The organism is Chitinophaga pollutisoli, from assembly GCF_038396755.1.
Lineage (GTDB): Bacteria > Bacteroidota > Bacteroidia > Chitinophagales > Chitinophagaceae > Chitinophaga > Chitinophaga pollutisoli.
In genome coordinates this window covers 2,384,766-2,397,741 of record NZ_CP149822.1, presented here as the reverse complement: position 1 = coordinate 2,397,741, position 12,976 = coordinate 2,384,766, and the positions used below count along the sequence as shown (strand labels likewise).

Annotated in this window: 11 protein-coding genes; 8 read left to right on the top strand and 3 right to left on the bottom strand. The window is 48.8% G+C overall.

Annotation, left to right across the window (positions count from 1 at the left end; genetic code table 11):
- Positions 1–6 precede the first annotated feature (6 nt).
- The 4 genes from WJU16_RS09690 (at position 7) to mnmE (ending at position 3,686) form a co-directional block, all read left to right on the top strand.
- Positions 7–666, top strand: a complete 660-nt coding sequence (locus WJU16_RS09690; RefSeq protein WP_341838117.1) for a biopolymer transporter ExbD — start codon at positions 7–9, stop codon at positions 664–666.
- A 52-nt stretch (positions 667–718) separates the two neighbouring features.
- On the top strand, positions 719–1,306 hold the full coding sequence (locus tag WJU16_RS09685; RefSeq protein WP_341838116.1) for a biopolymer transporter ExbD: 588 nt from the start codon (positions 719–721) through the stop codon (positions 1,304–1,306).
- 45 nt (positions 1,307–1,351) lie between these two features.
- A complete protein-coding gene (locus WJU16_RS09680; protein WP_341838115.1) occupies positions 1,352–2,188 on the top strand; it encodes a TonB family protein in 837 nt (278 codons plus the stop codon).
- 115 nt (positions 2,189–2,303) lie between these two features.
- Positions 2,304–3,686, top strand: a complete 1,383-nt coding sequence (gene mnmE / locus WJU16_RS09675; RefSeq protein WP_341838114.1) for a tRNA uridine-5-carboxymethylaminomethyl(34) synthesis GTPase MnmE — start codon at positions 2,304–2,306, stop codon at positions 3,684–3,686.
- 398 nt (positions 3,687–4,084) lie between these two features.
- Here the strand turns inward: mnmE and WJU16_RS09670 are convergent, their stop codons facing one another.
- From WJU16_RS09670 to WJU16_RS26050, 3 genes are read right to left on the bottom strand one after another with little or no spacing between them, the layout of a single operon-like run.
- Positions 4,085–5,071: a HipA domain-containing protein gene (locus WJU16_RS09670; protein WP_341838113.1), complete on the bottom strand. Its 987-nt coding sequence runs from the start codon at positions 5,069–5,071 to the stop codon at positions 4,085–4,087.
- Between the two features lie 3 nt (positions 5,072–5,074).
- On the bottom strand, positions 5,075–5,398 hold the full coding sequence (locus tag WJU16_RS09665; RefSeq protein ID WP_341838112.1) for a HipA N-terminal domain-containing protein: 324 nt from the start codon (positions 5,396–5,398) through the stop codon (positions 5,075–5,077).
- A complete protein-coding gene (locus WJU16_RS26050; protein ID WP_404980324.1) occupies positions 5,395–5,613 on the bottom strand; it encodes a helix-turn-helix domain-containing protein in 219 nt (72 codons plus the stop codon). Before WJU16_RS26050 ends, WJU16_RS09665 begins: the two co-directional genes overlap by 4 nt.
- A gap of 517 nt (positions 5,614–6,130) precedes the next feature.
- Here WJU16_RS26050 and WJU16_RS09660 point away from each other — a divergent pair.
- The 4 genes from WJU16_RS09660 (at position 6,131) to WJU16_RS09645 (ending at position 12,964) form a co-directional block, all read left to right on the top strand.
- The gene (locus tag WJU16_RS09660; protein ID WP_341838111.1) at positions 6,131–7,402 is read left to right on the top strand and encodes a glycoside hydrolase family 88 protein; all 1,272 of its coding nucleotides are present in this window, start codon (positions 6,131–6,133) and stop codon (positions 7,400–7,402) included.
- 72 nt (positions 7,403–7,474) lie between these two features.
- Positions 7,475–8,056 carry a sigma-70 family RNA polymerase sigma factor gene (locus WJU16_RS09655; protein ID WP_341838110.1) on the top strand — a complete coding sequence of 194 codons (582 nt, stop codon included), beginning with the start codon at positions 7,475–7,477 and terminating at the stop codon, positions 8,054–8,056.
- A gap of 177 nt (positions 8,057–8,233) precedes the next feature.
- A complete protein-coding gene (locus tag WJU16_RS09650; protein ID WP_341838109.1) occupies positions 8,234–9,298 on the top strand; it encodes a FecR domain-containing protein in 1,065 nt (354 codons plus the stop codon).
- A gap of 255 nt (positions 9,299–9,553) precedes the next feature.
- Positions 9,554–12,964 (top strand): TonB-dependent receptor, encoded by a 3,411-nt coding sequence (locus tag WJU16_RS09645; RefSeq protein WP_341838108.1) that lies wholly within the window; start codon positions 9,554–9,556, stop codon positions 12,962–12,964.
- The last annotated feature ends 12 nt before the right edge of the window (positions 12,965–12,976 follow it).

The window sequence follows — 12,976 nt, the reverse complement described above, 5'->3', positions numbered from 1 at the left end:
TGTAAGATGCCAAAGGTAAAAATGCCAAGGAAAAGCACCCTCATCGACATGACTGCGATGTGCGACGTGGCTTTCCTGCTGCTGACCTTCTTCATGCTCGCCACCAAATTTAAGCCGGACGAACCGGTTGCGGTGGTGACTCCCTCCTCCATCAATACCCAGTTGTTGCCGGACTCCGATGTGGTCCTGCTGACGGTGGACAAAGACGGACGAGTGTTCTTCAGCATGGACGGTCAGCCGAAGAGACAACAACTCATCGAGGACCTGAATACAAATTTCAAGCTTGGCCTCGGCCCTACTGAAATCAATAATTTTAAGGTTGGTTCCAGTGTTGGCGCTGACTTCAAAACCCTGAAACAGGTTTTGAACATGTCTGGAGACGAGCGTAAGAGCAGTAACATTGAGAAAGGGATTCCCATGGATTCCACGAACAATGAGCTTGCGATCTGGATCGAGTATGCCCGTGCCGCGCAAGGGAACAACAACAAGCTGAAATATTGCATTCAGGCTGACAATGGAACGCCTTATCCCGTGATTAAACGGGTGTTGGATACCTTCAAGGAGAAGAAAATCCAGAAACTGAATCTGGTGACTAATCTGAAGGCTAAACCGCCGGGTTCCGCTGCTGCCCTGTATGAAGAACAGCAACAGGATAATGCGCATTAATGCAAGTTCCTGACAGTAAACAACATTAAATCATCAAAAAAATATTGCTACCATGGCTGAAATGGATACCAGTAGTCAGGGCGGTGGTAAGAAACACGGTGGAACGAAGTCCAAAAAGCTTTCTACCCGTGTGGACATGACTCCGATGGTGGATCTCGGGTTTCTCCTGATCACCTTCTTCATGCTTACCACCACCATGTCGAAGCCCAAGACTATGGACCTGATCATGCCCAAGGATACAGAGAATGAAGAAGAGCAGAACAAGGTGAAGGAATCCACCGCTCTTACCATCCTGTTGGGCAAGAAAGACCAGGTTTATTACTACGCAGGATTGGCGCAGGATCCCAACGCTTCCAGCAACCCGGACTTCTTCAAGGCGACTACCTTTGCCAACACCGGCGGCATCCGCGATATCATCATCCAGAAAAGGGATGAAGTAGCGCGCCTCCGGAATCACAAGGGTGAGCCCGAGGATGTGGTTGTCATCATCAAAGCGGATGATGGCGCTACTTACGAAAACTTTGTAGATTTATTGGATGAAATGGCCATCAATCGTATCCAGCGTTATGCTACGGTGGATATCAGCGACCAGGACAAGCAATGGATCAAAGCTACCGAAGCCACCAACGGCATTCAGTAGTATGGAAAACAATCATTTTTTGCATCCATCAATAAACGTGTAACAATGGATACAGCTAAAATTCTCAAGTCCGATTTTCTTGACATCCTGTTTGAAGACAGGAACAAGAACTACGGTGCTTACGAGCTTCGCAAGAAGTACGACAAGCGCGTTCGGAACTCTATCCTGGGAACGGCTGCTCTGGCGTTACTGATTGTCGGCTCTTATTTCATCTATTTGAATCTGAAAGCAGACAATACAGATAAGAACACCAAGCCCGTTATCGAGGATATCAAACTGGAGGATGTGAAGTTGCCGGACGATCCGAAAACTCCCCCTCCGCCCCCTCCGCCGCCCGCTCCGCCCCCGCCGGTGAAGCCGTCCGTTCAGTTCACCCCTCCGGTGATCAAGAAAGACGAAGAGGTGAAAGCCGAGGAAGAACTGGTGAAACTTGACGAGATCAAAGACAAGGCCGTTTCTACCAAAACCGTAGAAGGCGATCCCAACGGTATCGACCCGGGTCTGATCAATGACTCTAAAGGTACAGGCGTAGTTGACGCGCCCCCGCCGCCCCCGAAAGAGGAGATCTTCACCTTCGTGGAGCAACCTCCGACCTTCCCTGGTGGTGACGAAGCGCTCAACAAGTTCCTCAGCAACAACATCCGTTACCCGCACCTGGCCACCGAAAACGGCATCCAGGGTACCGTGTTCGTATCCTTCGTGGTAGACTCGGAAGGTAACATCAAGGATGTTAAAACGGTAGGTCAAGCCAAAGGCGGCGGTCTTGAAGAAGAGGCCATCCGCGTGGTGAAGAAAATGCCGAAATGGAAACCCGGTAAGCAGAACGGACGCCAGGTATCTGTGCAGTTCAACCTGCCCATCCGCTTCACCCTCCAAGAGTAGTATTTAGTCTCACGCTAGTAGTACATACTAAATCCCCCTGGTTCAACCGGGGGGATTTTTTATTTGCGGCCCGCGCCATCGGGGCCGGAAGACGGAATTTCTTTAATTTCGGGCCATGATAGGAAAACTTGGAGGACACGACGATACCATCGTAGCCATTGCCACCGCGCCGGGATTGGGCGCTATCGCAGTGATCAGGCTGAGCGGAAAACAGGCCGTAGCGATTACCGACCGGCTCTTCCCATCGAAGGATCTTTCCGCGCAAGCCACGCACACCCTGCACTTTGGCGGGCTCCACTTCCAGGGACGCCTCGTGGATGAAGTGGTGGTGTCGCTATATCGCGCGCCGAAGTCGTACACCGGTGAAGAAGTAGTCGAGATTTCCTGTCACGGTTCGCCATACATCCAGCAGCAGATCGTGGAAGCCTGCATCGCTGAAGGTGCTCGCCTGGCCAGGCCGGGTGAATTTACGCAAAGGGCGTTCCTGAACGGCAAGCTCGACCTCACCCAGGCGGAATCCGTTGCCGACCTTATCGCCAGCAATACCGCTGCGTCCCACCAGACGGCCTTGCAACAGATGCGCGGCGGATTTACCCGCGAACTTCACTCCCTCCGCGAGCAACTCATCAAATTTTCCGCCCTCATCGAGCTGGAACTCGACTTCAGTCAGGAAGACGTGGAGTTTGCGGACCGCACGGCATTGTATGAACTGGTGAACGAATCACTTACCGAAGTGTCGCGCCTGATTTCCTCTTTTAAAGTCGGCAACGTCATCAAAAACGGCGTGAATACCGCCATTATCGGCCGCCCCAACGCCGGTAAATCCACGTTGCTCAATACCCTGTTGAACGAGAACCGCGCGATCGTCAGCGATATCGCCGGGACCACGCGCGACACCATTGAAGAAATCCTCAACATCGGCGGCATACTTTTTCGCCTCATCGATACTGCGGGCATCCGGGAAAGCAACGACGCCATCGAAAGCATCGGCGTACAGAAATCCCTGGAAAAGATGCGCGAAGCGGGTATCGTGGTATACCTGTTCGACGTATCGGAACTGACGGTCGACGACTTGTTGGAACAAATAAGGGCTTTTGATCACGAGGGGCTTTCGTACTTGTTGGTCGGTAATAAGACCGATATGCTGGGAACCGAAGTGGCGCGCGCGAAATTCAGTTTCATTCCAGGCATCATTTTCATTTCGGCTCGCGATCATTCCCAGATCACGGAGCTGAAGGATCAACTGGTGCACAAAGTAATGGGCGGCGCCATCAACACGGAGAACACCATCATCACCAACGTCCGCCATTACGCGGCGCTCCAGGAAGTATTGTCGTCGTTAAAAGGCGTGAAGGGAGGAATGGATCATGGAATACCGGGGGATCTGCTGGCATTGGATATCCGGAGGTGCCTGCATTACCTGGCGGATATCGCCGGAGAGGTGACGAACGAGGATCGGTTGGATTATATTTTTTCGAAGTTTTGTATTGGGAAGTAGGGGCTTGTTTTTAATTGCTTTAATTTTTCTTTGTTTATCTAACGTAATGTAATACAGTAGGGCAATCCAGCGGATTGCCCTTTTTTGTTCCCGTTTTATTTTGCTCGTGTTTTGAAAAGGCTTAGTATTGTTTTGGGATGAAACAGTACAAAACGTGATGGGGAGATCAGGAGAAGTTGTCAGTACGAAAGTCTGTGAGTGCTCGAATGGGAGTACAAAATTCGTAACTTTAACTATGTGATTAAAGTACCGGACTTATCATCGTTTGTGAAATGGTGGCCCACCGGTACCATATTCCTCTCTTTCACCGATATTTCCATTGATAATAATGATCAAACTGAAATGGGCGATTCGTTATAGTTCCTTGAAGTGATGCGGGAAATCCAGGCGTTAGTCTTTTACGTCTTTTCTAGTTGCCGCAATCGACCTTGATACGATTGCCAATAATTGCGTTTAGTGGTTTCGTCAAGATAGGATGCAAAGGTTAATTCCTCTACTTTATCTGTTTCGGAAAGTATGAGTTGCCTGATTGCATTGAAGGTGGCTCGGGAAATACCTGCCTGATCGGCCAATACTGAGAACTGTTCAATAATTTTCCCCTGCGCTAAATTTTTTGGTAATAGGCCATCGTCTAAAGCGAAATCCTTGTCCTTGATGTGGATACGGCTGTTAAGCAAGTCATACGCCGGACTCAAGCGGTAATCCCCCATTGGCGTTTCGAGGAGAGAAAAATTCTTGAAATGAGCATCCCCATTAGAGAAGAGATAGTTGAATATCAGCAGTTTCAGTAATTTCGGTGCTTCTACAGGATATGCCGGAACGTATTTTTGCATGAGCTGAAATAACTCCAAATAGTTGCCGAGATATTTATAATGTTCTCCATGTGTTTGAGGTGTGCGCCCGGCTAGTGATGCAAAATCTTCTTGCGCGAGTTTTCTATCATTTTCATCGACGTCAAAACGTTTGGTGATGTACGCGGGTGCTCCATTCCGAAAGAAGATCAGCGCGTTCTCCGCCGTTTCGATATGATATACTTGTCGCGCAATCTGCATTGTAAGGTGTTCATTTGCGGGCATCTGGTCCGGTCGACGGCCGGCTGCCGGAATTGGTTTCAAGATGTAACTACCCCATTCGCCCTCGTTAATCAATCGAAGTTTGTTCTTCTCGAGCAGAACAGAGAATTTTTCTTGCACACCCGAGATGGATATACGTTTTCTGTTTTCATCAAAGAGTTCGTCCATTGCCGCATTAGATGCGGGTGAATCATAGGGAAGAAGATGACTTACCTTGCGGCCCTTGAAGACCCGGACGAGTGCCGTTCGACTATAGGTATGATAGCCAGAGGCCAGCGTACCGGGACAGTGTTGGATATCTGGTAAACTCATTTTTTAATCGATTTTAGACACGGTAACCGCGCCGATGGTATCCGTTTGCGCAATCGTCAGCAATAAGCCGAAATAGTCGGTTTTGTCCAAGTGGTTAAGTTGACAAACGACCTGTTTGTTTGACCCTTCCGGCAGCATGTTGTAAAAGAATGGGAATAGGTAACTAGAATGGTATGGTGAGGCGATCTTCGGCAATGTTAGGCTGATCGCTGGCTTGTTGCTGTCATCTACCCAAGATGCATTATACTGGAATGTGAACGTACCGTCGTCATGTTGTGTTAGGACGCCGGCTTCTTGCCCTTTGAAAAGAATCTTGGCTGCTCTCATGAGTTACTCCCCCTGTTTTTAATGATGACGGTTACCTCAAGGCCCAGTGCGTCACCCAGCTTTTGGAGTGTTTGTAAGGTAGGATTGCCTTTGCCGCTTTCAAATTGTTTCAAGGTTCTCAATGCTATGCCTGAAAGTTGAGCGAGCGTCTCTTGCGTAATATTTAGAGATTCCCGCCTGGATTTAACGATGTTAAAAATTTCTCCAGAGTGCATTATAACGCCTTTTTAGAGCAAATTTAAGGGTTTTAAGCTAAAAATGTAATAAAAAGTGCAGTATAAGACACTTTTTGAATCAAATACCTCGGAAGCCTAACGAAAGACATTAAAAAGTGCGTTATGATGCCCCTTTGGTACTTTTTTTCTATTTACACTAAACAAGAACAAGAATATTAAGAAGCATCCACCAGGGCCTAAATTGTACGGACTAAGGGGCAAGCAATTCAGTGTCAATGGAAAACACATTCTGTATCGGGGGAAGTAGCGCCTTGTTTTTAATTGCTCTAAATTTTCTTTGTTTATCTAACGTAATGTAATACAGTAGGGCAATCCGCCGGATTGCCCTTTTTTGTTCCCGCTTTATTTTGCGCGTGTTTTGAAAGCATATCTGCAAAGGAATTTAATCTATATGGAATAAACCAATCTACATGGGATTTTTCATTTTTCGACGGTCTTATTAATGCGGTGCGGTCTTCGACGAAGGCTTGTCGTTAAAACACATAAACCTAAGAAAATGAAAAATAGTGCAGCAAAGCGGATTCGATTTTTCTCCGTTGTTTTCATCCTGGTATTGGCAGGCAGTTGCGGGGACGCAAAGCAAAGCGATTTTGTGGCGGAGTCCTTCCGGGCTGCAGCCCCATTGTACAAAAATATGATAAGCGCCACCGCAGGTAATTTTAATGATTACCCGCATTCCCTTCTCCCGGATGGCAAAATCAAGTTCTTGCAAATCGACGAATGGACCGGAGGGTTCTGGCCAGGTATACTATGGAATATGTATGCATACACCAGGGATGAGGAATGGCGGGAAGCAGCAACTCAGTGGACCGAATCCCTGGCATCGAATCAATATAATACCGCGCATCATGATATCGGTTTCATGATGTACTGCAGCTATGGCAACGCCCTGAAGTTTAACCCGGATAGTACTTACAGGGATATTCTGCTCCAGTCCGCCAGGTCATTATGCCAACGGTATAATCCTGTAGTCGGCAGCATTCAGTCATGGAACGAACGAAAATCCAAAGGAGATATTAATACCTGGCTTTTTCCCGTCATCATGGATAATATGATGAACCTGGAATTGTTATTTTACGCGAGTAAAACCACCGGAGATGCCACATACCGCGATATCGCTGTCAGTCACGCAGAATTGACGATGAAAAACCATGTGCGGCCTGATTACAGTTCATTTCATGTTGTCGATTATGATCCCATTACTGGGGCGGTAGCGCATCGTCAGACTTTGCAGGGATTTTCCGATAATTCCACCTGGGCAAGAGGCCAGGCCTGGGGTTTATACGGTTTTACGACATGTTATAAGGAAACCGGAGATGAACGTTTCCTGGCTACGGCTATGGGAATGGCGGATTTTTACCTCAATCACAGGAATCTCCCTCCCGACCTCATACCCTATTGGGATTTCAATGTGGGAGAGGAGGGATATCGCCCCGATTGGGATTATCAGCCGGATGCGGATAAGGCAATTCCAAGAGATGCTTCCGCGGCGGCGATCACAAGCGCTGCATTACTGGATCTGTCCCAATTGGCGGACAGCTCAAAGAGGGGAAAGTACTTTGCGGCAGCAGAAATGATGTTGAAGACATTGAGCGCTAACCGGTATTTGAATACAGGCAAGGATAATCCTTATTTTCTTTTGAAGCACAGTACCGGAAATTTTCCGTCCGGCAACGAAATCGATGTTCCGCTGATATACGCGGATTATTATTTCCTGGAAGCACTTTTGAAATATGATAAAATATTGAAAAGCGCCGGAAATCCCTGATTGCCAACATGCCGGATTTAGGGAGAATATGAGTTAACCGAATTATTCAATAAATTTGGTTAACGCATAGATATGATTAAACAATACAATAAGGCGGAAGATATGATGTTGCTGGCGGAAATCCGTGACGGTAATTCCAGTGCTTTCGACGCGCTTTATGATAAGTATTGGGAGCTGGTGTATGCTGCCGCATACAAACGATTGAAGGACGCTGTGTACGCAAAGGATATTACTCAGGATATTTTTTTGCAACTATGGCTGAGAAGGGAAGAGCTGGATATCGATAACCTGGCGTCGTATCTTTTTATTGCGGTGCGAAATAATGTATTCAAGTGGCTGGATAAAACACAGCGTTATATACCCATGCCAGAATTGCTGGCAGACCTGGACAAGGCCATGGATCAGGCGGATGCTGAGCTGCTGAAGAAGGAACTGATGGTAAAATATGAGGCTGTCGTAGATACACTGACGCCCGGGCAGCGGGAAATATTCCGGCTTAGGTATCATGATGACCTTTCCACAAATGAGATCGCAAACCGGTTAAACATCAGCCGGAAAACAGTGCAGAACCAGCTGCGGAAAAGCGTTGTAATTTTGCGATCGTCCCTGGGATCGGTTGCTTTCCTGTTGGTTTTGCTGCATTTGGAAAAATAAATACTGCTTACGTGGGACTTTGGGCCGGCCGGCGGTCTATTATAATGGGAAGCTACTCTTAAGCTTTGAAATTTAATGGATAGGGACGCGTTTTTACACATTTTAAGGAAATACAGATCAGGAAATGCTACTACGGAGGAAGTATCGTTCCTGCATGCCTATTACAATCTCTTTGAAATGCAGGAGAGCGGCCTGGATACCATGGGGCCCGTGGAGAAAAATGCACTGAAGGCGGACATTAAAGCAGGGCTTGACAACAAGATCGCACTGGCTGCTTCAGCTCCCCGCTTCCATATATGGAAATGGATCCGCATCCCGGTGGCAGCTGCAATACTCATGGCAGCAGCCGTCGGCGCGTACTATGCCCTGCAATTGGATGGTCCCCGTCAAAGTTCGCAGCAACCCGCTGCAAACAATACCGTCAATATACCGCCGGGTGGCAATCACGCGGTCCTTACCATGGGAGATAATTCGGTTGTCAAACTGGATGAACAATCGGAAGGCGTCTTTGCCAGGGAAGACGGCGCTGTTATCCGGAAGAACAAAAACGGGGAAATTACTTATACACATGATGGCACCGCCAGCACGGGCGTCTTCAATACCATCACCACACCCCGGGGCGGACAATACCGCCTCATCCTGGCCGACGGCACCAAAGTGTGGCTCAATGCAGCTTCCTGGCTTAAATTCCCTGCCGTTTTTCAAGGCGCAAACAGAAGTGTGGAAGTGTATGGAGAAGTTTATTTCGAAGTGGCAAAGGATATGAAAAGGCCCTTCGTGGTGAAATCCCGCAATCAGGAAGTGGAAGTATTAGGCACCCATTTTAACATGAATACTTATGAAGATGAGCCTTTCGATAAAACAACCCTCCTGGAAGGAAGCATCAAAATCTCCAGCCTGGGGGCAGACGGGCATGTGCACGCTACTCAAATCCTAACACCCAGCCAGATCGCCGCAATTGAAAAGGGCAGCAGCAGCATCCGTGTAACTGCCGCCGATGTGGAGGAAGCAGTAGCCTGGAAAAACGGCTATTTCAAATTCCATAAAACAGATCTAAAATCTTTCATGCGGCAAGTATCCCGATGGTATAATCTCGAGGTAGTCTACCAGGGAAATTTTGATCAGGATCTGTTCAGCGGAAAAATCAATAGGACAGACAGTGTATCCGGGGTATTGAAAATCCTGCAGCTCAGCAACATTAATGCTATGATAAAAGGCAGGACGATAATAATTTCCAACTAATGCTTGTTAATAATTAAAATACACGTACATGAGAACGTAATGACCACACCCTGGCATTTTCCACGAAAAAACCGGCGTGCTACCAACACAACCGGCCTTCGACTGATCCAATGGAATCAGCCCGCCTGGATTTGCCTTTAGAATTCAATGCGAGAATTTATCAACCAATCCAAACAGTACAAAAGTATGCAATTAAATGGTTCCAGTAAAGTCCGGATCAGATGCCGGCTACTCCCTACAAACGTGTTTCTTACTATGAAACTGACCATTGTACTATTAGTTGCCGGCTGCCTGCAAATCAGCGCAAAAGGCTTTTCGCAGGGCATCAACCTGATCGGGAAGAACATCACGCTGGAAGAGGCGCTCATCTCCATCGGGGAGCAGAGCGGGTTTTATTTTTTCTATAAGTATAACGAACTCTCCAGGGCCCGCCCCGTCACGCTCAACCTCCAGGGTGTAAGCCTCCGGGAGGCTTTGGAGGAGAGCTTCAAAAACCAGCCGTTTGTTTATACGATCGAAAGTAAAACTATCATCGTTAAGAGTATTCCGCTTCCCCGGCCCACGGCTGCTACCTCAGAGGCCGGCGGCAGGGTTAAGGACGAAAAGGGGCAACCCCTTCCGGGCGCCGTCATCAAAGTCAAAGGTACCAGTCGCGGTACTACCACCGACGCCGCCGGAACTTTCCTGTTAAAGGATTTGCCGGAAGCCGCGGTTTTAGTTATCTCCTACATCGGTTATGAAACGCAGGAAGTCCGGGTTGATGGAAACGCCCGGATCGAAGTAGTGTTGAAAGAAGACAAGCAAAGCCTCAATACGGTAGTGGTGGTCGGATATGGCACGCAGCAGAAAAAGGATATTACCGGATCCATCAGTTCAGTCGGCGCGGATAAAATCAAAGACCAGCCTGTTGTGAGCCTTGACCAGGCAATGGCCGCGCAAATGGCGGGCGTCCAGGTTACACAAACCACCGGCGCACCGGGCGGCGGCGCAACGGTTCGCGTTAGGGGCGCCGGCTCTTTAAGCGCCGGCAACGAACCACTTTACGTGGTCGACGGGTTTCCCGTAACCAACGACTATAACCAGCGCTCCAATCCTCTTAATACCATCAACCCCGCGGATATCGAGAACATTCAGGTTCTGAAGGACGCTTCGGCTACGGCGATTTACGGCTCCCGCGGCTCGAACGGTGTAGTACTCATCACAACCAAATCCGGAAAATCGGGTGCCTCCAAAATGGAATTTAACCTGAGTACCGGATTCCAGCAGGTGGAGAAAACCCTGGATGTCCTCAATGCAAGTGAATTTGCACAATACATCAACGAAGCCCGGAACAATGCCTGGGTGAACTCCGGCCCCGGCAGATTGCCCTCCGACCCCAACAGCGTCCGCAATAACGTTATGTACAACCTGCCCGCAATTTTCGCCAATCCCGACTCCCTGGGTACCGGCACCAACTGGCAGAACGAAATCTTCAGAACAGCGCCCATGAGCAACGTGCAGGTAAATTTCTCGGGAGGCAACGAAAAAACACGCTATTTCCTGTCGGCCGGTTACCTGACGCAGGACGGCGTCGTACTGAACTCGGATTTTAAACGCTATGCTTTCCGTTTGAATATAGAATCGCAAGTCAACAAGTTCATCAAAGTTGGCGCGAACATGACGCCTTCTTATGCTACTTCCAACCAAAGCCTTGCCGAGGGCAACTGGCAGGGAGGAGGTATCATCCAATCCGCCATTACCGCCGGACCTCACCTTTCGCCATTCGATGCCAATGGTAATTATACCAAGATTACCGGCCAGGGAATCGGCACCAGTGAAGTAGACAACCCGGTAAAAATAGCCCGGGAATATTACCATAAGCAAAACACATTGAGATTACTGGGGACCGCTTTCATGGATATCGAAATCCTCCCCGGTTTACAATTCAAAACTTTGGTAGGCGCTGATTTGAAAAACTTCGACCAGGATGTATTCAGCCCGTCCATCATCAATCCCAACAGCGTCAACAATACAAAGCAACCGGTGGGTACTTACGAAGACGCCGGCTCCAGGAACTGGCTTTCCGAATTCACGCTGCATTATAAAAAGAAACTCGCCGGACATAGTTTCGACGTGCTGGCGGGTTACACGGTGCAAAAGGAAAGAACAGAACTGACAATCCTCAACGGCACCAATTATGCGAACGACCTGGTAAAAACGGTGAATGCCGCGGGGCTGGTAACCACCCATCCTTCCTCCGGTCCCCAGGAATGGGCACTGCTTTCCTACCTCGCCCGGCTGAATTACAGCTTTAAAGATAAGTACCTCTTAACCGCCACCATCCGGCGCGACGGATCTTCCAGGTTTGGAGCGGATAATAAATGGGGGACATTCCCCTCCGTTTCCCTCGGTTGGCGCATATCGGAAGAACCATTCCTGCAGGACCTTCACTGGCTGAGCGAGCTTCGGCTGCGCACCAGTTATGGATTGACAGGCAATAATTTCATAACGAACTATGGCGCCATCGGGCTTACCGGCGTGGAAAATTATGTGTTTGGAGCGAGCGGCGGCAGTGTGAATAACGGTATCAAACTGGCGAATATTGAAAATTCCAGGTTGGGATGGGAAAAGAACAAACAAGTAGACCTAGGCCTTGAACTGGGCGTTTTCCGGAACAGGTTCCTGATGTCGTTTGATTATTATGACAAAACCACTTCCGACTTATTGCTGAATGTGCCTGTTCCGACATTGACGGGCTACAGCACGGCATTGCAGAATATCGGGGAAATCAGGAACAAGGGTTTTGAAGTGACATTGACCAGCCGGAATATGATGGATGCATTCAAGTGGACGACGGACGTGAATTTCTCTTCGAACAGGGTTAAAGTAGCGGCACTCGGGCCCGACGGCTCGCCGATTCTGGCCCGGCAGATTACATTTGCGGCGGGCTCCACGCATATTACGGAGATCGGCGCGGAACCGGGATCTTTCTACGGCTATAAGGTTATCGGCGTATATCAGAACGCGGCTGACGTGGAGAAAAATGCGGCTTTTGAAAATGCATCCGGAGTCAAAACGAGCAAGCCCGGCCAGCTGAAATTCGCGGATGTGGACGGTGATGGTGTAATCACGGCCAACGATAGAACGAGGATCGGCAATCCTTTTCCTGATTTTACATATGGTTTGACCAATACCTTCTCCTGGAAAAACATTGATTTTTCATTTACGTTGCAGGGCGTACACGGGTTCGAAGTATTGAATGCCGCCAGGAGATTTTACGGGAACTATGCCGGATCATACAACGTATTGCGGAGCACTGCCAACGGCTGGAAGTCCGAAACGGATCCCGGCGACGGTGTAAGCCCGCAGATCGACCGGAATTTCGGTGCGCTCGGCGCCGCATCCGTCATCAACAGTGTTACCTCCACATTCGTCGAAGACGGCTCGTTTCTCAGGATCAGGAACGCCACCCTGGGATACAACCTGCCGCTTTCGGTATTGAAGAAAATTAAAGTAGCGAATGCGCGGATGCATTTCTCCGTTCAAAATGCCTGGACGTTTACCAAATACGAAGGCTATAACCCGGAAGTAAGCGTGGAAGGGGCTAACCCTTTGGTGCCCGGTGTTGATTCCGGCGGATATCCACTCGCACGCACCTTTATGTTCGGTTTAAATTTTGGGTTCTAAAACGGCAATACA

Bases quoted from the DNA above. Each gene is read 5' to 3' on its own strand.
- WJU16_RS09680 (WP_341838115.1), top strand. From the start codon at position 1,352: ATGGATACAGCTAAAATTCTCAAGTCCGATTTTCTTGACATCCTGTTT.
- WJU16_RS09660 (WP_341838111.1), top strand. From the start codon at position 6,131: ATGAAAAATAGTGCAGCAAAGCGGATTCGATTTTTCTCCGTTGTTTTC.
- WJU16_RS09685 (WP_341838116.1), top strand. From the start codon at position 719: ATGGCTGAAATGGATACCAGTAGTCAGGGCGGTGGTAAGAAACACGGT.
- WJU16_RS09645 (WP_341838108.1), top strand. From the start codon at position 9,554: ATGAAACTGACCATTGTACTATTAGTTGCCGGCTGCCTGCAAATCAGC.
- WJU16_RS09690 (WP_341838117.1), top strand. From the start codon at position 7: ATGCCAAAGGTAAAAATGCCAAGGAAAAGCACCCTCATCGACATGACT.
- WJU16_RS09650 (WP_341838109.1), top strand. From the start codon at position 8,234: ATGCAGGAGAGCGGCCTGGATACCATGGGGCCCGTGGAGAAAAATGCA.
- mnmE (WP_341838114.1), top strand. From the start codon at position 2,304: ATGATAGGAAAACTTGGAGGACACGACGATACCATCGTAGCCATTGCC.
- WJU16_RS09670 (WP_341838113.1), bottom strand. From the start codon at position 5,071: ATGAGTTTACCAGATATCCAACACTGTCCCGGTACGCTGGCCTCTGGC.
- WJU16_RS26050 (WP_404980324.1), bottom strand. From the start codon at position 5,613: ATGCACTCTGGAGAAATTTTTAACATCGTTAAATCCAGGCGGGAATCT.
- WJU16_RS09665 (WP_341838112.1), bottom strand. From the start codon at position 5,398: ATGAGAGCAGCCAAGATTCTTTTCAAAGGGCAAGAAGCCGGCGTCCTA.
- WJU16_RS09655 (WP_341838110.1), top strand. From the start codon at position 7,475: ATGATTAAACAATACAATAAGGCGGAAGATATGATGTTGCTGGCGGAA.